The organism is Campylobacter concisus (assembly GCF_002914195.1).
Lineage (GTDB): Bacteria > Campylobacterota > Campylobacteria > Campylobacterales > Campylobacteraceae > Campylobacter_A > Campylobacter_A concisus_M.
This window is the reverse complement of record NZ_PPAU01000132.1, coordinates 1-21064: the sequence shown is the minus strand read 5'-3', so window position 1 is coordinate 21064 and position 21064 is coordinate 1. Positions and strand designations below refer to the sequence as shown.

Below are 21064 nucleotides of genomic sequence, written 5' to 3'. Positions count from 1 at the left end.
CCTTATCCTAATTTCTTTAATGCTTCTTTTATAAGATCACTTGTATTTTCACTCTTACACTCAGGCAAAATTTTCACTATCTTCTCACGTTTAAAGCCAAGCGCCTCAAGTGCCAAAAGTGCCTCATTTTGGTAGCTTGGCACACTCTCATCACTTATTAGTTTTGCGTCGCTTAGCTCAGCTATGATGCGTCTAGCAGTCTTTGGTCCGATACCTGGCACACTTTTAAAGGTGTCTGCATCACCGCTTATTATGGCATTTGTAAATGCCTGCGAGCTAAGGCTTGAGCAAACTGCCATAGCCGTGCTAGCTCCGATGCCATTTAGCTTTATAAGCATCTCAAACATCTTTTGCTCATTTGCGTCTAAAAAGCCGTAGAGTAAATTTGCGTCCTCTCTTATGATCTGCGTTATGGCAAGCTCAACCTTTTCACCTTTGCTAAGCTTGGCCGAGCAAAAAAGTGAGATAAAAATTCCATAGCTTATGCCGCTATTTGTTTTAAGTATCACAAATGCGGGATCTTTTCTGCTGACGATACCTTCGATCGCTTTTATCATCATTTAACCTTTTATTCTTAAAAATTTGTATCTGTGTAGTCTTCTAATTTATTTGACTTTTTGATCTTATACTCAGCCTCATCGCCATCGCCGATCTTCTCTAAAGTAATAGCATGAGCGGTCTCATTTTGCTTTGAGATATAAGTAACATTTTGCGGAGGATCAACGATAACAAATCTAATCTCATTTAGTTCAACCCAGTTGCCTCTATTTATCACTTTTGCAGAAAATATTCCATTTTGCATGATCTCAAGCTCATCTTTTAAAGTAGCTAGCAACTCTTTTTTATCTTTAAAAATTTTTAGCAAAGTGTTGTATTCATTGACTAGACCTTGATACTCTTTTAGCTTTTTCATAAAGGTAACTGGCGGTATCACTTTAGCTTTTGAGAGCTCTTCTACCTTTGCTTTTATGGTATAAATCGAGTCTTTATTTTCATTTATAACATTTTTCTTTGTTTCAATATTTTTTAGAAGTGAGGCAAGCTCTGCTTTTGTATATTCGATCTTATTTAATTGCTCTTGCGTAGCCTCAGCACTCTCAGGCATTTTGCTAGTATCGATTATAAATTTATTATCAGTGCCTCTTAAATATCTTACGTCTATTAAGTGTGAAGCTGTGATAGTGCAGTTTGAGCCAAGTGTACTTATTTGGATATTTTGAGCAGTTATAGAGCCACCAACGACGCTATTTATCTTAACTCTTTTTGCTACGACATTTCCGCCTTCTAGCCTATCTATCTCGACATTTTCAGCTTCAACCTTACCGATGTGGATAGAAATTTTTGCATTCTTTGCATAAATTTTAGCCTTTTGGTGTGTTTGACCGCCGATTATTACTTCATTTGCTTTAACCATCGCATTTGCACCGACGTTTCCCTTAACCTCGATCTCGTCAGCCTCCACGATGATGCCAGTGCCGATGGCGTCTTTTATAGTATCAGTTTCCCTAACTACCAAAGTCACATTTGTATCAGTGCCTGCTTGAATAGAGCCAGTTGTTTTAAAATTTGCTTCATTTATCTCTATACGCTCTTCGATGTCAAATGAGCCATTTTTCTCAACTACATATCCTGATTTTTTAGCTATGTATATTATGCTATCGTCATTTTCTACTCTCTCTATATTTTCGCTTATACTTATCTCTTTGCCAGTATCTTCTTTTGGCTTTTCTACTGCTAATAATTTACCTCTCGCATCACGGCCACTTTGCCCTTCGTGAGACTTTTTCTCTTCCATTATCACTTCATCTTGTGCCACGCCAAAAACAAAACCTCTATCAGCGTAATCAACCTTATCTTCTTCTTTTATCGCATCAAGTTTATCTTTGTAGTAGTAAAGTATCTTTGCATCGGTAGCTTTTTTTGGATTTATACCTTGTGTTATGTTTAGTATGTAGTCTTTATCAAGTTCGCCCTTTACATGCACAACTGAGGCTATTTGTTTTAGCTCGTCTTTTAGTTTACCGATCCTTATACCTATTAAAATTTGAGCTTTCATAAGCTGTTTGGCGATATATTCAAAAAGTTTATCTTCGTAATGCTGTTCGTATTCACAATCTTTTGTAGTTTTTACCTTTGCGACTACTTTTGTAACTGTTGAATTTACACCGATTTCTATCTTTGGAAGCTTTGGCACAGCATTTAGCCTAACATCAAAAAATTCCACGTCATAGACCTGCTCGATCTCTAGTGTCTCATCAAGATAAAAAGCATTATCATCAAAAAAGTTTAAATTTTCTTCAGGGACAAAAATCGGCTCTTCATTATCTTTATTTTTATAATAAGTCAAAATATCTAAAATTTTAAAATCTATAAATTCTACCGGTACGCTGTGTTGCTTGCTTAGCTCTTTAAGCGATATATAAGGCGTTGAAGTTTGAATTTGCGTTGGCGGTAAAAATCTCTCGTTTTCTTGCACGTTCTCGCTCAAAATTGATCCATTTCACATAAAATTTGGCTCTTATTATCGCCAAAATTTTATTAAATTTGGGTTATGTAAGCTTTAAAGCATCTTTTGTTACTATTGCGTTTTCAAATTTAATTTAGGTGAGCGATGTTTATAAAAGGTTTTTTTTCAAACTCAGTTGGCATTATGGTTTCAAGAATTCTTGGACTTATAAGAGACCTTTTAACAGCTTCTATCCTTGGAGCTGGCATATTTAGTGATCTTTTTTTTATCGCTTTTAAAATACCAAATTTATTTCGCCGTATCTTTGGAGAAGGTGCCTTTACACAGGCATTTTTGCCAAATTTTACAAATAGCAAGAAAAAAGCGATCTTTCAGGCTGAAATTTTCATCAAATTTCTACTTTTTATAGGCGCATTAACGCTTCTTGTAAATTTATTTACGCCCTACTTTATAAAGATCATCGCAAGCGGTTTAAGCGAGCAAAATATCATAGACGCAGTGCCACTTGTGCGTATAAATTTCTACTATCTAGCCCTTGTTTATATCGTCACTTTCATGGGTGCATTGCTTCAGTACAAAGGGCACTTTGCCACGACTGCGTTTTCGACCGCACTACTAAATTTAGCCATGATCGCATCGCTACTTTTGGCTCGTGGCAAGAGCGAAAGCGTGGTCGCACTTTATCTTAGCCTTGGCGTCGTTACAGGCGGCATCTTGCAGGTTTTGGTGCATCTAATCGCTATGAAATTTAACGCCTTAAATAAAATTTTCTGGGGCGGTTTAAGAGGATATTTTAAGGGCAAAAGAGCGCAGAGCAAAGGCTTTTTTATAAATTTTTATCACGGCTTACTTGGCTCAAGTGCTATGCAGATAAGCGCATTTATGGACACTTGGCTAGCTAGCTTTTTGGTAAGTGGCTCGATAAGCTACCTTTTTTATGCAAATAGAATTTTTCAGCTTCCGCTTGCTATCTTTGCGATCGCGCTCTCTCAAGCACTCTTTCCAAAGATTACCAGACTTTTAAAGCAAAAAGATGAGACAAACGCCCTAGTTTGGACGAAAAAGAGCTTTTATCTGCTACTTAGTGCTCTGCTAGCCGCCACGATCACAGGCATCGTGCTAAGTGAGTTTATCATCTGGCTATTGTTTGAGAGAGGAAATTTCGTAAGGGTAAATACTATTGAGTGTGCGAAGGTGCTAAGTGCCTATTTGGTGGGGCTTACGCCATTTGGTCTGGCTAAAATTTTTTCACTTTGGCTTTATGCAAACATGAAGCAAAAAGAGGCAGCTAAAATTTCTATCATCTGCCTTGTGATAAATTTGATCCTAGCAGTCATTTTAATGCAGAAATTTGGAGCAGCCGGCCTTGCATTTGCAAGCTCACTTGGGGGATTTTTACAGCTTATTTTATACATAAGAGCCTTTGGAGCTAAGCGATTTTTAGCTATAATCGAGCCTAAATTTATAGCCGCCATCGCTGTTTTAGCGGTTTTGCTCTATTTTGGTTTAACATTTTTAAAGGATATATTTAATGCGAATTTTTGATACTTCTAAAAGAGAAAAAGTAGAATTTAGCCCGATAAAAGAAGGTGAAGCTAGCATCTATTTGTGCGGTCCAACGGTCTATGATGATGCACATTTAGGACATGCAAAGTCAGCCGTTAGCTTTGATCTTTTAAGAAGGGTATTAAAAGCGCTTGGCTACAAGGTCAAATTTGCAAGAAACTACACCGACATAGACGATAAAATTTTAAATAAAATGGCGCAAACTGGCCAAAGCCTAGAAAAGATCACAAACAAATATATAGCGCATTATGAGAGTGACATGAACGCTTTAAACGTGCTTGATCCAGACTTTAAACCAAAGGCTACGCAGTGCTTGGAGGCGATCATTAGCTACATCAAGGTGCTTATGGATAGAGGTGTGGCGTATAAAACCAGCGATGGAATTTACTTTGATACGAGCAAGGATAGTGGATATTTTAGCATCAGCGGCAAGGATAATAACACCGATCTAATCGCACGAGTGGCAAGTTTTGGTGAAAAAAGAGATGAAAAAGACTTCGTGCTTTGGAAATTTGATGAGAAATGGTACGAGAGCCCATTTGGCAAGGGTCGTCCTGGCTGGCACACCGAGTGCGTAGCTATGATAAGGGAGTTTTTAAGCGACAAAGAAAACGAGGAATTTGAGATCGACATCCACGCTGGTGGCATCGACCTGCTCTTTCCACACCACGAAAACGAAGCTAGCCAGTGCAGATGTGCCTACCACAAAAATTTAAGCAAATACTGGATGCACAATGGCTTTATAAAAGTAAATAACGAAAAGATGAGCAAGAGCCTAAATAACAGCTTTTTCGTAAAAGACGCCCTAAAAAACGTTCATGGCGAAGTGCTTAGATTTTATCTTCTTACAAGCCACTACAGGGCTCATTTTAATTATTCAGATGAAGACTTAGTGGCTTCAAAAAAGAGGCTTGATAAAATTTACCGCCTTAAAAAAAGAGTTGATGGCGTGCAAGCAGGTGCAATAAATGAGAGCTTTAAAAATGAGCTACTTGAGGCACTAAGTGATGATCTAAACGCTTCAAAAGCACTTGCAAGTGTTGATGAGTTTGTAAAAACAGCAAATGAAAGGCTTGATACAAATCCAAAAGATAAAGCCTATAAGGCAGAAGTAGTGGCGAATTTAGAGCTTATAAGTGAAATTTTAGGCATTGCCAGCACAAATTATGTTGAGTATTTTCAGTTTGGTGTAAGTGATGAGCAAAAAGAGCAAATTAAAAGGCTTCTTGATGAGCGGACGATAGCTAAAAAAGAGAGAAATTTTGCAAGAGCTGATGAGATAAGAGACGAGCTAGAAAAGATGAATATCTCTATCATGGATACACCAAACGGCGCAGTTTGGGAGAAAAACAATGACTAACTTTGGCTTAAAAGATGTACTAAAACGCTTTGGTCCATATTTTAAAGACTACATTCCGCACTTCATCCTAGCCTTCATTGGCATGGGGCTTGCAAGTGGTGGAACGGCGGTGAGTGCGTACCTGGTGGAGCCAGTACTTAATAAAATTTTCGTTGAAAAAAACGAAACACTGCTTTATTTGTTACCATGTGCGATCATCGCTATTTATGTGTTAAAAAATATAGGCACATTTATGCAGGCTTATTTTACGGCATATATCGGCCAAGATACGATTAGAAGATTTCGTGAAAAGATGGTCGAAAATTTACTAAATTTGGACATGAAATTTTTTAATGATTTTAGAACAGGCGAGCTAATAAGCAGAACCACGAACGACATAGAGCGCATAAGATCTATTGTTTCAAGTTTCATACCTGAGCTTATTAGAGAGCTTGTAACTATCATAGGTCTGCTTTGTGTAGTCATATACCAAAGCCCTAAATTAGCTTTTTTTGCACTTGTTGTTATGCCAATAGCGATTTATCCGATCTCGCGCCTTGCTAAAAAGATGAAAAAAATCTCAAAAAAATCGCAAGAAAAGACATCTGATATCACTTCAGCCTTGAGTGAAATTTTTACAAATATCGAGATCATCAAGGCAAATAATGCCCAAAAATACGAGCACTCACGTTTCGTTGAAGAAAATAACAAATTTTTTAAGTTAAACCTTAAAACCGTAAAAATCGAGCAACTAGTAAGCCCACTAATGGAAACAATTGGCTCAATAGGCGTGGCAGCTGTCATCATAATAGGCGGCAAAGACGTCATTGACGGAAATATAAACATGGGTGCTTTCTTTTCATTTTTAACTGCGCTTTTCATGCTCTACACTCCTCTAAAACGTATCGTAAATATATACAACAAAATGCAAGATGCGATCGCTGCGAGCGAGAGGACATTTTTCTTGATGGATAAAGTAAGCGAGATAAAAGATGGCGAAAAAGTGTTAAGCGAAGAGATAAATTTGATTAAATTTAATGATGTCCGCCTAAGCTACGGCGACAAAGAGGTTTTAAAAGGTATAAATTTGGAGGCTCGTAAGTCAGAATTTATAGCCCTAGTTGGCTCAAGCGGTGGCGGAAAAACCTCGCTCATGAATTTACTTATGAGATTTTACGACGTAAATGGTGGAGAAATTTTAATAAATGAGACAAATTTAAAAGATATCAAAATCTACTCACTTCGCCAAAACATCGGTCTTGTCACGCAGCGTGTCTATATCTTTAACGACACGATCGCTAAAAACGTGGCTTACGGCAGAGAGTTTAACGAAGATGCCGTGATAAATGCACTAAAAATGGCAAATGCTTATGAGTTTGTAAGCAAACTAGATGATGGTATCCACTCTATCTTAAATGAATTTGGAACAAACCTATCAGGCGGTCAAAGACAACGCATCGCAATAGCAAGAGCGCTTTACCAAAACCCACAAATTCTTATCTTTGACGAGGCCACTTCAGCACTTGATAATGAGAGCGAAAAAGAGATCACAAAGGCCATAAACAACCTAAGAAACAAAAAGATCATCTTTGTCATCGCTCACCGTCTAAGTACGGTTGAGAGTGCTGATAAGATCGCGCTTTTGTGTGATGGAAGGATAGTTGATATCGGAAGCGATGAAGAGCTTAGCAAGAGAAATGAAATTTATGCAAAACTTAAAGGCAAAGCCTTAGTTTAAGGCGATTTTTGCTAAGATTTGCAGAAATTTTAGGCATTTTAAAGAGGTTAAAATGAGCTTAAACTACGAAACTTTAAAATCTATATTTTTTAAATTTGATCCTGAAACTGCCCACAAGATCGCAGAACTTGCAATGATCGGAGCAAATAAAATTTTTCCAGGATCATTAAGCTTTGTAGCAAATAAGTGCGTGGTCGATGACAATGCACTAAAACAAAATTTATTTTCAAGCACCTACCACAACCCAGTTGGTATAGCTGGAGGCTTTGATAAAAACGCCACGATGTTTGAAGCGCTCACGGCTCTTGGATTTGGGTATTTAGAATTTGGTACATTTACTCCAAAACCTCAACCTGGCAACGACAAACCAAGACTTTTTAGGCTTATAGACGAAGAGAGCATCCAAAACGCGATGGGCTTTAACAACGAAGGCTGTGAGGCTATTAAAAATAGAGTCAAAAAACTTTATCCTTATACTTTACCTATCTGGGCAAATATAGGCAAAAACAAGGTCACACCAAACGAAGACGCAATAAAAGACTATGAAATTTTAGTAAGAGAATTTAGTGAAATTTGCGACACCTTCGTCATAAATGTCTCATCGCCAAACACGCCAAATTTAAGAGCATTGCAAGATGAGAGCTTTATAAAAGAGCTTTTTAGCGTCATTTTGCCGCTTACTAAAAAACCAATCATCTTTAAAATCGCTCCTGATATGAGCCACGAAGATGCGATCAGGCTTTGTAGCTGCGCTGTAGAAAACGGCGCTAGTGGCGTGCTTGTTTCAAATACAAGCGTTGATTACTCGCTCTCTCACTCGTCAAATTTAAAGGATTTTGGCGGACTAAGCGGCAAGGTGATCGCTAAAAAGTCAAAAGAGATCTTTAAAGCCGTTGCAGACGAGCTTTACGGCAAGACGACGCTTATCGCATGTGGCGGCATAGATAGCGGCGCAGAGGCATATGAGCGCATAAAAATGGGAGCAAATTTGGTTCAAATTTTTACAAGCTTTATCTTTAAAGGGCCAATGATCGCAAGAGATATAAATTTAGAAATTTTAGAACTTTTAAAAAGAGATGGCTTTGCCTCTATTAGCGAAGCGGTCGGCATAGATGTTAAAAAATAAAAGGCAAAAGATTGATAAAATTTAATAAAACAAAACTAGAAAACGGACTTGAAATTTATCACGTACCAGTAAATTCTGGCTCAAAAGTGATAAGTGTCGATGTCTTTTATAAAGTTGGATCAAGAAACGAAGTGATGGGCAAAAGCGGTATCGCTCACATGCTAGAGCATCTAAATTTCAAATCAACCAAAAATTTACGAGCTGGCGAATTTGACAAGATAGTAAAAGGCTTTGGCGGCGTAAATAACGCAAGTACAGGCTTTGACTATACCCACTACTTTATAAAAGCTTCAAATGAAAATTTAGACAAAACGCTTGGTCTTTTTGCCGAGCTTATGAAAAATTTAAGTCTAAAAGATAAAGAATTTCAGCCAGAGCGCGAGGTGGTGCACGAGGAGCGCAGGTGGCGAACAGACAACAACCCTATGGGATACCTCTACTTTAGACTCTATAACCACGCATTTATCTATCATCCATATCACTGGACACCGATAGGCTTTATAAAAGATATCGAAAACTGGAATATCTCCGACATAAAAGAATTTCATGCTACCTTTTATCAGCCAAAAAATGCCATTTTAATGATAAGTGGCGACATCGGCAAGGATGAAGCATTTAAACTGGCTAAGAAAAATTTTAGCGGTATAAAAAATAAAAGAGCTATCCCAAAATCTCACTGCAAAGAGCCTGAGCAAGACGGCGCAAGAAGAGCTATTATCTATAAAGATAGCCAAACACAAATGCTAGCGATCGCTTATAAAATCCCAAATTTTAAACACACTGATCAAGTAGGACTAAATGCGATCAGTGAATATCTAGCCACTGGCAAAAGCTCTGTTTTACAGCAACGTCTAATCGATGAGCTAATGCTTGTAAATCAAATTTACGCTTACAATATGAGTTGTGTCGATGAAAATTTATTTATATTTTTAGCAGTTTGCAACCCAGATATCGAAGCAAGTGTGGTTGAGGCTGAAATTTTAAAGATCATAGATGATTTAAAAAATAAACCAATCGACAAAGATGATGTTTTAAGAGTTAAGAATTTGATAAAAACCGATTTTATTTACTCATTTGAGAGTGCAAGCAAAGTTGCAAATTTATATGGCTCATATCTTGCTAGAGGCGACATAAAGCCACTTTATGAGCTTGAGAAAAATATCGATAAGATTGATGCTAAGCTTTTAAAAGAGATAGCAAATAGATATTTTAATGAAAAAACCAGCACAACAATCATATTAAAAAAGGAATAAACGTGGAAAATTCGCTTCAAGGTGCGATGACCGCACTCATTACGCCATTTAAAAATCAAAAAGTAGATGAAGTCAGTTTTGAAAAGCTAATAAAAAGACAGATAAAACACGGCATAGATGTCGTTGTGCCAGTTGGAACCACTGGCGAGAGCGCAACACTAACGCATGATGAGCATAGAATTTGTATCGAAATAGCCGTTGATGCATGTAAAGGCACAAATGTAAAAGTACTAGCTGGCGCTGGTAGTAACGCCACTCACGAGGCTATTGGTATCGCTAAATTTGCCCAAGCTCATGGCGCTGATGGTATCCTATCAGTTGCGCCTTACTACAATAAACCAACACAAGAAGGGCTTTATGAGCACTATAAAGCCATTGCAAATAGCATTGAAATCCCTGTGCTTCTTTACAATGTTCCAGGTAGAGTTGGTGTGGATATCTTACCAGCGACTGTTTTTAGGCTTTTTAAAGAGTGCAAAAATATCTACGGTATCAAAGAGGCTACAGGCAGTATCGATAGATGCGTCGATCTACTGGCTCACGAGCCAAATTTAGTAGTCATCAGCGGCGAAGATGCGATCAACTATCCTATCATATCAAATGGCGGCAAAGGCGTTATCTCAGTTACTGCAAACCTCTTGCCAGATCAAATTTCACAGCTTACGCACCTTGCAATGAACGAAGAGTACAAAAAAGCAAAACTAATAAACGACAATCTATACACGATAAATAAAACACTCTTTTGCGAAAGTAATCCGATACCGATCAAAGCAGCGATGTATCTAGCTGGACTAATCGACTCTTTAGAGTACCGCTTGCCACTTTGCAAACCAAGTAAAGAAAATTTCAAAAAGATAGAAGAAGTAATAAAAAATTATGAAATAAAGGGTTTTTAATGAAGGATACACTAAACGAATTTAAAGGTAAAACGCTAGTTATAAGCGGTGGCACTAGAGGTATCGGTAGAGCCATAGTTGAAGAATTTGCAAAAGCTGGTGTAAATATAGCATTTACCTACAACTCAAACGAAGAGCTTGCAAATGAGCAAGCAAGAGAGCTTGAAGCTACTTATAAGATAAAAGCAAGAGCATATGCACTAAATATCCTCGAGCCAGAGACTTATAAAGAGCTATTTTTAAAGATAGACGAGGATTTTGATAGGATTGATTTTTTCATCTCAAATGCTATCATCTCAGGTCGTGCAGTAGCTGGCGGATACACTAAATTTATGAAGCTAAAACCAAGAGGCATAAACAATATCTTACAGCAACCGTAAATGCCTTTGTCGTAGGCACTCAAGAAGCTGCAAAACGCATAGAAAAAGTGGGTGGTGGTAGCATCATCAGCCTATCATCGACTGGAAATTTAGTCTATATCGAAAACTACGCAGGTCACGGTACAGCAAAAGCAGCCGTTGAAGCCATGGCAAGATACGCTGCTACTGAGCTTGGCGAGAAAAATATCCGTGTAAACGTCGTAAGTGGCGGCCCTATCGAGACAGACGCACTAAGAGCCTTTACAAACTACGAAGAGGTGCGCGATATGACGGCAAAGCTTAGCCCGCTAAACCGCATGGGACAGCCGACTGATCTAGCCGGAGCATGTCTATTTTTATGCTCATCTAAGGCTAGCTGGGTGACTGGACATACATTTATAATAGATGGCGGCACAACTTTTAAATGAGAAGATTGAAATTTTAAGCATAAAGGCATATTTGTGAGTTTAAATTTACCAAACGCATTGGCATTTTTTAGGATACTACTGGCTCCGCTTATGTTTTTTATGCTCGTAAATGCGCCAGGAATTTTTACACAAATTCACATAAGCTGGATAAATTACTTCGCAGCTCTTATTTTTGTGATCGCCTCGGTGACTGACTTTTTTGACGGCTACATCGCCAGAAGCTGGGATCAAAAGACCAAGCTTGGAGCGATCCTTGATCCACTGGCAGACAAGATGCTAATTCTTGCTGCATTTTTAGGCCTTATGATGCTTGGTAGAGCTAGTGCTTGGGCTGTTTATCTTATCTTAGTAAGAGAATTTTTTATAACCGGCTTTCGTGTCGTTATGGCAAGTGATGGGGTAGAGGTCGCAGCTTCGATGGCTGGCAAGGTAAAAACAGTCTCGCAGATGTTTGCGGTTGGATTTTTACTGATGAGCTGGCCAGGCGGTGAGCTTTTACTCTGGATCGCTGTTGCGCTCACACTTTATTCTGGATTTGAGTATATTTTTGCCTATGTAAAGGCGATGAAAAAGAGCTAAAATTTCTTTTGTTTGTAAGACCCAAAGTTTTTACTTGCAAAATTTATATAAATAATAAAAACTTCATTTTCTAAATAAGTAAAATTAAGTTAAAAATTTCTCCTAGCTAAAAAATTTAGCTAAACGCCGTTTGAGAGTAAATTTATAAATTTTGGCTAAAATCTCATCAATTTTTCAAAAAAAGGTAAGTTTTGAAAGGCATTCTCTTCACGCTGGCCCTGCTTTGCCTTGGGCTTTATGCGTATTCGTTTTATTTTTTAGTGACCGTTTTAGCCATTAGTTTTCTCATATTTTTTCACGAGCTTGGCCACTTTTTAGCAGCAAAATCGCTAGGCGTCAAAGTAAATACCTTTAGTATCGGCTTTGACGAGAAAATTTACACCAAAAACATTGGCGGCACCGACTACTGCCTAAGCGCTATCCCACTTGGCGGATACGTGCAGCTAAAAGGGCAAGACGACACCGACCCAAAAGCCAAAAACTACGACGCGGACAGCTACAACGTGCTAAGTCCGATAAAGCGGATCTACATCCTCTTTGCAGGGCCATTTTTTAACTTTATCTTGGCATTTTCCATATACATTTTGCTTGGATTTATCGGCATTGAGAGGCTTACTCCAAGTGTTGGGCACATAGCTGAGGGCTCAGCAGCTGAGAGCGCTGGCATAGCAATAAACGATAAAATTTTAGCAATAAATGGCGTAAAAATAAACGAGTGGGACGAGATCAGCAAAAATGTGAAATTAGAGCCAAGTGTCATTTTGATAGATAGAAACGGCTCAATTTTAAGCATAAATTTAACACCAAAAATAGGCGAGACGATAAATATATTTAATGAAAAGATCGAGCGCCCACTAATAGGCATATCTCCAAATGGCGAAGTGGTGAAAATTTATCACACAGGTTTAGAGAGCCTAAAATTTGCCTTTGGCGAGACGATCGAGGCTTCAAAACTCATCTTTAAAAGCGTTACTAAGATAGTAAGTGGAGCCGTGCCACTAAAAGAGATCGGCGGTATCGTACAGATCGCTGATGTCACTTCAAAAGCCGCTCAGATTAGCCTTAGCATGCTGCTTCTCATCACAGCGCTCATCTCTGTGAATTTAGGCGTATTCAATTTATTCCCGATCCCAGCGCTTGATGGTGGGCATATTTTATTTAACATTTATGAACTAATTTTTAGACGCGAGGTAAATGAGCGAGTGCTTATCATGCTCACCTACTGCGGTTGGGCGCTACTACTTGGCATAATGGTACTTGCGACCTTTAACGACATTATGAGATTAAGCGGAGGTTTATGATGATAGTTTTAAAAAAGCTATTAGAAAAGATAGAAAATTTAAGTAAAAACGTGACACTAGTCGCTGTTAGCAAAAATGTAACAAGTGCCGAAGTAAAGGAGCTTTACGTACAAGGACAGAGAAATTTTGGCGAAAACAGAGTCCAAGAGCTAGCCAAAAAAGAGCTAGAACTGCAAAATTTTACTGATATAAAATGGCATATGATCGGCCGCTTGCAAAATAACAAAATAAATCAAATGATAAGTCTAAAGCCCACACTTTGGCAAAGCTGTGATAGCTTTGAAAGGGCCGTGGAGGTCGATAAAAGACTCAGCTACAAGCTCGATACCTTGCTTCAAATAAACTCGGCTGATGAAGATGCAAAGCAAGGTGTAAGCGTAGCAAACGCGGCAGAAATTTATGAACATATCCAAAGAGAGTGCAAAAATATCAATCTAAAAGGTGTGATGAGTATCGGAGCGCACGTGGATGAACCAAAAGAGATTCAAAAGAGCTTTGAGCTAACTTATAAAATTTACGAGAATCTAAAGCCAAAAGGTGCAACTATCTGCTCGATGGGTATGAGTAGTGACTTCGAGCTAGCGATAAAATGTGGCTCAACTATGATCCGCCTTGGGACAATGCTTTATCTATAAATTTATTGCTTTTGTCTGATTTGCCTCTACTGCTGGGGCTCAATAGATTTTTACTAAAAAAGACTTGAGCAAAAAATAAAATTTTAATATTTAGCGTCAGCCAAAACTAGAGCAAAAAGTACTTTTACGCCAGCTTTTTCTAGAGTATTTCTAGCCTCAAGTATTGTAGTGCCAGTGGTTACAATGTCATCTACTAAAATAACTGGCGCAGTGATCTTTTTTAGGATTTTAAAATTTCTTGGGTTATTTTGCCTAAATTGTAAATCCTTACCACTATAGCTGATCTTGCTTGTTGCATGCAGTGCATGAAATATGGGCTTTAGATTTTTAGCCCTTAGCGCATTTGCCAAAATAGCCGTATGCGAATAGCCGTGATGCACTCTATCATCTATCGGCAGAGCATAGACTTTCTCCGGTAAGCTAAAGCTTTTAGCAAATTGATTAAATGCAAATTTGGCTAAGTTTTTATATATAAAATATCCGTGCATTTGGTGCTTGGAGTGGATGAGTTCTTTTATTTCAGAGTAGCCGTAAAAGCTGTAAATTTTAAAGCCCTCTAGTTCTCTTACTATCGGGCTTGGTTCGCTTAAAATTTGTGAGCAAATTTTACAAAATGTATTTAGCGTAAAGCTCTTGCAAAACGCACAAAACATTAGCTATTTAAAATAGCAATTGCTGTGCGTTTGACTGCATCGTTTATAATATCAGTTAAAAATGGCTTAAATGCTCCACCTGTGCGAATCAACTCAAATTTGGTTTGATTATTTGAAATGTTTTTAACGATGCTTTGATCGCCTTTTTGGATCTTAAGTGTGATCTTAATATTACCTTTTGTATTATCAGTGCCGTATCCGCTCATATTTGCTTCAAATTCGTTGATAAAAATTTCAACTACAACGCCACCCATGCCATTTACATTTGCACCGCGCGCCACAAGCTCTTTTTTGAGCGAATCGCTAAAATAAGTAGCAAGATCGTTTTGAAGCACGACATATTCTTCTACTGTGCCTTTGCTATCAGTGATCGTAGCAATGGTACTTTTGTTTTTGCGGTTATCATGCACTGCGCTTATATAGGTTTCAAAGCCGCTATTTTGTTGGCTTGAAGCAGCCTTATATGGATCAAATGCGACAACACTTTGGCTTGGCGCACAACCAGTTAAAAATAAAACAAAAAGTCCAAAAATAGCTAAAAAATTAAATTTATTCATCGTTTTTCCTTTTAAAGTTTAGTGATCTCATCGGCTACTTTTATTGCGGCTTGTTTAACTAAAAGTGCGATAAAAAAGTCAAACTGACCAGACTCTGACGCTTCTAACTTCTCCACATGGTGCCTAGTCGAGATAGGTAACGTTTTTTTGAAATTTATATTTGAAAGAATAAGAAGCCCATTTAGATGTCCATTTAAAATTTCTGAACTTCCCGAATAGCTTCCTCTAAGCTCGTCAAATCTAAAATCAAGCCTGTACGTATAAGGTGATGTTTGAGTATCGACAACAACGATTCCGCGAGAATTTAACTCACGCTGCAAAAACATGTAAAAAAGCACTTCAAGGCGCGGATTTGAGTTAAAAACTGCAGTATTTCCTTCAACACCTGTGTAATATATCGATCTAGCGCTACTTCTAGCATCGACAATCCTGTGAAAATAAACCTTTTTTAATCCAACATTAGTATCGATCATATTTTTTTCCAAGCAGCAGTTTATTGCTACATCACTTTTGTATCTAACACCATTTATAAAAAGGCCATCGCCCCTGCCTTTACAAGCGCTGCAGTCAGCCGGTATCCTCATAACCTCTTCAAAATACATCTTATCTTCGCTGTTTATGCTCGCACTTTGCACGCCGTCTATTCCTTCACATGATAGACAAAGGCTAGCTTTAGCCACGCAGCCAGTTAGAAAGATAGCTGCAAAAACTGCTAATAATGTCGTTCTTAGCATTTTACTTCCTTTTGCTCTTTTTGTTTTTTGCGGAGATTTTTTACACTCTCACCTGCGATGCCATAGTTATTCGTATCGATCTCATCGATAATGACAACGGTATTTTGAGCGCTTCTACCTAAAATTTCGCTTATTAGCTTTGTAACTCCACTTATCATCTTCTCTTTTTGCTCAACACTTGGGCTATCGCCCTCTTTTGTCACACAAATTTTCACAAATGGCATAATGCTCCTTTTTGCAAATTTAGTATTTAAAATTTAATCAAAAACAAAAACCGAATGCGGTAGTATCGCCACCTCGCAATAAGGCGAAATATTTTGTGGTGATTTTGAAAGAGTTAGTGAAATTTTGGTGCGGATAGAACATGCAGTTCATCAAGCCAAAATTTCACTAACTCTTTCAAAAGGACACAAAAGATAATCCGCTAGTCTATTTTTAGGACGGATAAAAACGCTTCTTGTGGCAAATTCACCTTACCTATCGCCTTCATACGTTTCTTACCCTCTTTTTGCTTCTCAAGCAACTTCCTCTTACGAGTGATATCGCCGCCGTAGCACTTGGCTGTGACGTTTTTACCCATTGATTTTACGGTTTCTCGGGCGATTATTTTATTACCGATGCTAGCTTGTATCGCCACTTCAAAAAGCTGGCGCGGTACGATCTCTTTCATTGCCTTTACAAAGTCCCTGCCCTTTGTTTGTGCCTTGCTCTCAGGCACGATGATAGAGAGCGCATCGACCGTCTCGCCGGCCACTTTTACATCAAGCTTCACTAGATCGCCCACGCGGTAGTCGCTAGGCTCATAATCAAAGCTTGCGTAGCCTTTTGTGCTTGATTTTAGTTTGTCATAAAAGTCCATAACGATCTCGTTCATCGGTATGTCATACTCAAGCAAAACACGATCAGTCGTGATGTAATCCATCTTTGTTTGTATGCCACGACGGTTGTTTAAAAGCGTGATGATGTTGCCCAAAAACTCGCTTGGCGTGATGATAGTAGCCTTTACGTATGGCTCAAGGATCGAGTCTATTTTATTTACAGGCGGCAACTGGCTTGGGTTTTGAATTTTTAAATTTAGCCCATCAGTTTGAATGACTTCATAAGTCACAGTTGGCGCTGTAGCGATGAGATCAAGGTCAAATTCACGCTCCAGCCTCTCTTTGACGACCTCCATGTGAAGAAGACCTAAAAAGCCAACCCTAAAGCCAAATCCAAGTGCGACCGAGGTCTCTGGCTCGTAGCTAATGGAGCTGTCATTTAGCTTTAGCTTATCCAGCGCATCACGCAGATCTTCAAATTTATCAGTTTCAATAGGATAAAGTCCCGCAAAAACAAATGGCTTAGCTCTCTCAAAGCCGCCAACTGGCTCTTTTAGAGGATTTATTGACTGCGTTATCGTATCTCCAACTTGCACGTCGCTAACGTTTTTAAGCCCCAAAACAACGATGCCGACCTCGCCAGCACTAAGCGTTTTGGTCTTGATCGGTGCTATAGGATTTGGATACATGAGGTCTAGCACGATGTGTTTTTTGCCTGTGCCCATGACCAAAATTTCATCATTTTTTGAAATTTCACCATCATAAACGCGCACAAGAGCAAGCGCGCCAAGGTAGTTATCAAACCAACTATCATAAATGAGCGCCTTTGTAGGCTTGCTTACGTCGCCATTTGGCGCAGGGATCCTTGTGATGATCGCTTCAAGCAGCTCTTTTATGCCAACGCCTGTTTTTGCGCTCACTTCGATCGCTCCTGAGCAGTCAAGTCCGATGATGTGCTCGATCTCGTCTTTTACCCTAGCAGGGTCAGCCGCTGGTAGGTCGATCTTATTGATCACTGGGATGATCTCTAGGTTATTTTCAAGTGCGATATATACGTTTGCGATGGTTTGCGCCTCCACGCCCTGGCTAGCATCCACGACAAGTAGTGCGCCCTCGCAGCTAGCTAGGCTACGGCTCACCTCGTAGCTAAAATCAACGTGTCCTGGGGTGTCTATCAAATTTAGAACAAAATTTTGCCCATTTAGTGCGTAGTTTAGGCGGACAGACTGGGCTTTGATCGTGATGCCACGCTCTTTTTCGATGTCCATCGTATCCATGATCTGCGAGCTCATCTCACGGTCACTAACGGCGCCACACTCTTGAATGAGACGGTCAGCAAGCGTGCTTTTGCCGTGGTCGATGTGAGCGATGATGCTAAAGTTTCTAATGTTTTTCATGAAATCCCTAGTTAAATTTTAGGCGATTTTATAAAAAAAATCGTTAAAGTTGAGTAAAAATGAGTTTGCTAGGCTAGCAAGGCTTAAATTTAAAGCTCAAATTTAGCTTTTAAAATTTTACGCAAAGCGCAGAGCACAACGCAAAGTGAATATAAAAAATAAAAATAAGCAAGAAGCGGCAAAAAAACAAGAAAAGCTGAAGCATAAACTAAAGCGCTAAGCCCGTATGTCGCAGGTGCAAGCACTGGCACGTAATAAGTCCAAAGCTCTGGTTGTTCGAATGGGGCATCTATGGCATTAAAATATAGAGCAAAATTTAACGCCAGCAACAAAACAAATATATAGCCCTTTTTTATACAAAATAGAGCGCAAACCAAGGCTACTGCAAAATTTACTGCGATAAGAGGAGTCTTATCCATAAAAATACCAAGCAACCCCAAAGCCACGACCATTAGATATTCATTTTTTATGCGCAACATTAAATTTAAACCTTTTGCGTCAAATTTTAGTGATGATGCCCGCAGTGATCATCTTCGTCATTTAACTCGCAGATGAGACCATTTTTGTGTCCAAGGCTCTCGCTCTCAAACTGAAGCGTGACGTGACCGATGCCTGCGTGAGAAAGCTCGTGCTCGATGTGCTTTATCATATTTGAAATTTCAGCCACGCTTAGCGCATCATCCACCACCACGTGGGCTATGAGCGCATTTGTGCCAGCATTTATCGCCCAGATATGCAGGTCATGCACGATTTTAACGCCATTTACGCCCTTTATAACGCCTAAAATTTCATCCATATCAAGCTTAAGCGGCACGGCTTCGATCAGGATATTAAAGCTATCTTTTAGCAAGCTAGCGCCGCTTTTTATGATGAGCAGCGAGACAAAGATACTTGCGATGCTATCGGCCTGCGTGAAGTTAAATTTCATCACAAGAAGCGCTGCAACGATGGCGCCAACCGAGCCAAGCGTGTCGCCAAGCACATGCAAATATGCACCTTTCATATTTAAATTTTCTTTTGTATCAGCGCTTTTATGCATATAAACAGCCACGACTAAATTTATAATAAGCCCCAAAATACTAACAAAAAGCATTGTCTCAGCTTTGATCTCTGGCTCGTTAAAAAGCCTAATGATGGCTTCAACTACGACAAAGATAGCAAGCACAATAAGAGCTATGGCATTTATAAAAGCAGCGATGATCTCGACTCTCTTGTAGCCAAAAGTCTTTTGTAAATTTGCTCTTTTTTCGGCGATCTTAAAAGCAACTAGCGATAAAAAGAGCGCTGCGGCATCTGATAGCATGTGAAATGCGTCGCTGATGAGTGCAAGCGAGTTTGAAACGAAGCCAAAGACCGCCTCAACTATCATAAATGTGAAAATTAGAAAAAATGAATTTCTTAAAACAGTTTTATTGCTCGTGTGAATGTGCATACCGCCATGCTCGGCATGAGAGTGATGAGAGTGGGTATCTTGCATCTAAAATGATCACCTTTTACTGATAAATTTAAACATCCATAGCAAGCTCTGGCGCCACCTGACTAGAGGCTAAGCAAGCTAAAAACTGTATAAATATGCCCTGCATCTGCTTTAGTGCCGCTTAAAGATTGAATTTTAAAAATGATAAAAATTTTGTTGTAACTCTTGACATTACAACTAAAAATTATTATACTTCGCTCATCGGTTGTAAATAAAAATATTACAACACAAAGACAAGGAGAACAAAATGAAAAATTATCAAGTTGCAAAGATCGCAAACGAGCCAAGAGTCGAGCTAAAAGAGGCTTTAAATTTAAGTGGCTGTGAAGTTTCTATAAATGTACTTCCAGCAAATGTTAGCGTGCCATTTGTCCATGCGCACAAGCAAAACGAGGAGCTTTACATCATCACTGATGGTGATGGCGAGCTTTTTATTGATGGCGAAGTGATAGCAGTTGGCAAAGGAGACGCGGTGCGCATAGATCCAGATGGCAAAAGGTGCTTTAAAGCTGGCAAAAACGGCATCAAAATGATCTGTATCCAGGCAAAACGCGGTAGCCTAGAGCAATACACAATGAGTGACGGCGTGATAGTTGATGACGTAAAGCCAAGCTGGCTGTAAATTTAAAAACAAAATTTAAAGGAGAAATAATGAAAATAGCAATCATCGGAGCAAACGGCAAAAGCGGTACAAATTTGGTGAACGAGGCTTTAAGACAAGACTACGATGTCACAGCGATAGTTAGAAATAAAGAGTATAAAAATGACAACGTTAAAGTCATATATAAAGATATTTTTGATCTAACCAAGTCCGATCTAGCAGGCTTTGGTGCAGTTATCAGTGCATTTGCCGCTTGGACACCAGAGACCTTCCCGCTTCACAAAAAAGTGGCCGCTCACCTAGTAAATTTACTAGAAGGCACTAGCACAAGACTCATCGTAGTTGGCGGCGCTGGTACATTATTTGTAGATGATAATGGTACAATGGTCATGGATACGCCAGACTTCCCAGCTGCATATATGGGTGTGGCAAAGGCGACTGCGGAGTCTTATTTTGAGCTAAAAGGTAGGAGCGATTTGCTTTGGACATATGTAAGTCCAGCAGGTAACTACGCAAATGGTGCTCGTACTGGCAAATACGTGCTTGGTGGAGACAATCTAATCTTAAACTCAAAAAATGAGAGCTATATAAGCTATGCAGACCTTGCGCTTGCGATCATAGACGAGCTAAAAAACAAAAAATTTATACAAAAACGCTTCACAGTAGTTGGCGAGCGAGCATAAAAATTATAGATTTGACATAGTTGGCACAAAAAGCTGGCTTGTCAAATCTAAACTAAAAAATAAACTGCTTTTAGTAAAAATTTAAAGTATAATCAGAGAAAATTTCAAGGATGATCATGCAAGTAGGGATCAAATTTTCAACCGCGATCCATATAATTTTAGCAGCTTGTTTTTTCAAAGACGAGAAAGTCACGAGCGAATTTATAGCAGGTAGTATAAACACGAATCCTGTCATAGTTAGGCGTCTGCTTGGCACTCTAAAGGCTGCAGGACTCGTGAATGTCGTAGCTGGAGTTGGTGGTGTGAGTCTTGCGAAAGAGCCAAAAGATATAACCCTCCTTCAAATTTTTAACACAGTAAATGATAAAGAAAAACTTTTTAAGATCCACTCTGACTCACCCAAGGCCTGCCCGCTCGGTAGCAAGATCGAAGGTCTCTTAACCATCCCCCTCCTAAA

The 21064-nt window shown here is 39.0% G+C and carries 21 protein-coding genes and 1 pseudogene; 13 read left to right on the top strand and 9 right to left on the bottom strand.

All coding sequences use genetic code 11. From position 1 onward, the window contains the following. Positions 1–2: 2 nt before the first annotated feature. Both ruvA and CYP28_RS09215 read right to left on the bottom strand, forming a co-directional pair. Positions 3–557: a Holliday junction branch migration protein RuvA gene (gene ruvA, locus CYP28_RS09220; RefSeq protein ID WP_103593944.1), complete on the bottom strand. Its 555-nt coding sequence runs from the start codon at positions 555–557 to the stop codon at positions 3–5. A 17-nt stretch (positions 558–574) separates the two neighbouring features. Then, positions 575–2488: a flagellar assembly protein A gene (locus CYP28_RS09215; protein ID WP_103593943.1), complete on the bottom strand. Its 1914-nt coding sequence runs from the start codon at positions 2486–2488 to the stop codon at positions 575–577. A gap of 123 nt (positions 2489–2611) precedes the next feature. Here CYP28_RS09215 and murJ point away from each other — a divergent pair, with 123 nt between their 5' ends. The 10 genes and pseudogenes from murJ (at position 2612) to CYP28_RS09165 (ending at position 13687) form a co-directional block, all read left to right on the top strand. Further along, positions 2612–4012, top strand: coding sequence for a murein biosynthesis integral membrane protein MurJ (gene murJ / locus CYP28_RS09210; RefSeq protein ID WP_103593942.1), 1401 nt, complete (start codon positions 2612–2614; stop codon positions 4010–4012). Beyond that, a complete protein-coding gene (cysS, locus tag CYP28_RS09205; RefSeq protein ID WP_103593941.1) occupies positions 3999–5393 on the top strand; it encodes a cysteine--tRNA ligase in 1395 nt (464 codons plus the stop codon). Before murJ ends, cysS begins: the two co-directional genes overlap by 14 nt. Continuing rightward, positions 5386–7110, top strand: a complete 1725-nt coding sequence (locus CYP28_RS09200) for an ABC transporter ATP-binding protein (protein WP_103593940.1) — start codon at positions 5386–5388, stop codon at positions 7108–7110. Before cysS ends, CYP28_RS09200 begins: the two co-directional genes overlap by 8 nt. Positions 7111–7162: 52 nt before the next feature. Further along, positions 7163–8236, top strand: a complete 1074-nt coding sequence (locus CYP28_RS09195) for a quinone-dependent dihydroorotate dehydrogenase (protein WP_103593939.1) — start codon at positions 7163–7165, stop codon at positions 8234–8236. Between the two features lie 11 nt (positions 8237–8247). Beyond that, positions 8248–9489 carry a M16 family metallopeptidase gene (locus tag CYP28_RS09190; RefSeq protein ID WP_103593938.1) on the top strand — a complete coding sequence of 414 codons (1242 nt, stop codon included), beginning with the start codon at positions 8248–8250 and terminating at the stop codon, positions 9487–9489. 26 nt (positions 9490–9515) lie between these two features. After that, complete coding sequence (gene dapA / locus CYP28_RS09185; RefSeq protein WP_035167707.1) at positions 9516–10385, top strand: 4-hydroxy-tetrahydrodipicolinate synthase; 870 nt, start codon at positions 9516–9518, stop codon at positions 10383–10385. Continuing rightward, positions 10385–11172, top strand: a pseudogene (locus CYP28_RS09180) (enoyl-ACP reductase). Before dapA ends, CYP28_RS09180 begins: the two are co-directional and overlap by 1 nt. A 33-nt stretch (positions 11173–11205) precedes the next feature. Further along, a complete protein-coding gene (gene pgsA / locus CYP28_RS09175; RefSeq protein ID WP_085657289.1) occupies positions 11206–11751 on the top strand; it encodes a CDP-diacylglycerol--glycerol-3-phosphate 3-phosphatidyltransferase in 546 nt (181 codons plus the stop codon). A 191-nt stretch (positions 11752–11942) separates the two neighbouring features. Further along, positions 11943–13052: an RIP metalloprotease RseP gene (gene rseP, locus CYP28_RS09170; RefSeq protein WP_103593937.1), complete on the top strand. Its 1110-nt coding sequence runs from the start codon at positions 11943–11945 to the stop codon at positions 13050–13052. Then, entirely contained in the window at positions 13049–13687 is a 639-nt protein-coding gene (locus CYP28_RS09165; protein ID WP_242047053.1) for a YggS family pyridoxal phosphate-dependent enzyme, read from the top strand. Before rseP ends, CYP28_RS09165 begins: the two co-directional genes overlap by 4 nt. An 83-nt stretch (positions 13688–13770) precedes the next feature. Here CYP28_RS09165 and CYP28_RS09160 read toward each other — a convergent pair whose 3' ends face one another. From CYP28_RS09160 to CYP28_RS09130, 7 genes are all read right to left on the bottom strand, one after another. After that, positions 13771–14340, bottom strand: coding sequence for a ComF family protein (locus CYP28_RS09160; protein ID WP_103593936.1), 570 nt, complete (start codon positions 14338–14340; stop codon positions 13771–13773). After that, on the bottom strand, positions 14340–14897 hold the full coding sequence (locus CYP28_RS09155; protein ID WP_103593935.1) for a YajG family lipoprotein: 558 nt from the start codon (positions 14895–14897) through the stop codon (positions 14340–14342). The genes CYP28_RS09160 and CYP28_RS09155 overlap by 1 nt, the downstream gene beginning before the upstream one ends. An 11-nt stretch (positions 14898–14908) precedes the next feature. Further along, entirely contained in the window at positions 14909–15631 is a 723-nt protein-coding gene (locus CYP28_RS09150; RefSeq protein ID WP_103593934.1) for a hypothetical protein, read from the bottom strand. Beyond that, entirely contained in the window at positions 15625–15855 is a 231-nt protein-coding gene (locus tag CYP28_RS09145; protein ID WP_009294206.1) for a 2-hydroxymuconate tautomerase family protein, read from the bottom strand. The genes CYP28_RS09150 and CYP28_RS09145 overlap by 7 nt, the downstream gene beginning before the upstream one ends. A gap of 200 nt (positions 15856–16055) precedes the next feature. Then, positions 16056–17846, bottom strand: a complete 1791-nt coding sequence (lepA, locus tag CYP28_RS09140; protein WP_103593933.1) for a translation elongation factor 4 — start codon at positions 17844–17846, stop codon at positions 16056–16058. 89 nt (positions 17847–17935) lie between these two features. After that, positions 17936–18325, bottom strand: coding sequence for a transporter (locus CYP28_RS09135; protein WP_103593932.1), 390 nt, complete (start codon positions 18323–18325; stop codon positions 17936–17938). 26 nt (positions 18326–18351) lie between these two features. Next, positions 18352–19323: a cation diffusion facilitator family transporter gene (locus CYP28_RS09130; protein WP_242047054.1), complete on the bottom strand. Its 972-nt coding sequence runs from the start codon at positions 19321–19323 to the stop codon at positions 18352–18354. Positions 19324–19570: 247 nt separating this feature from the next. Between CYP28_RS09130 and CYP28_RS09125 the strand changes: the two genes are divergently transcribed. From CYP28_RS09125 to CYP28_RS09115, 3 genes are all read left to right on the top strand, one after another. Continuing rightward, on the top strand, positions 19571–19945 hold the full coding sequence (locus tag CYP28_RS09125; RefSeq protein WP_103593931.1) for a cupin domain-containing protein: 375 nt from the start codon (positions 19571–19573) through the stop codon (positions 19943–19945). A gap of 29 nt (positions 19946–19974) precedes the next feature. After that, the gene (locus CYP28_RS09120; RefSeq protein ID WP_103593930.1) at positions 19975–20607 is read left to right on the top strand and encodes an NAD(P)-dependent oxidoreductase; all 633 of its coding nucleotides are present in this window, start codon (positions 19975–19977) and stop codon (positions 20605–20607) included. 116 nt (positions 20608–20723) lie between these two features. Beyond that, positions 20724–21064 (top strand): Rrf2 family transcriptional regulator (locus CYP28_RS09115; RefSeq protein WP_103593929.1); only part of this gene is annotated, 341 nt, incomplete at its 3' end.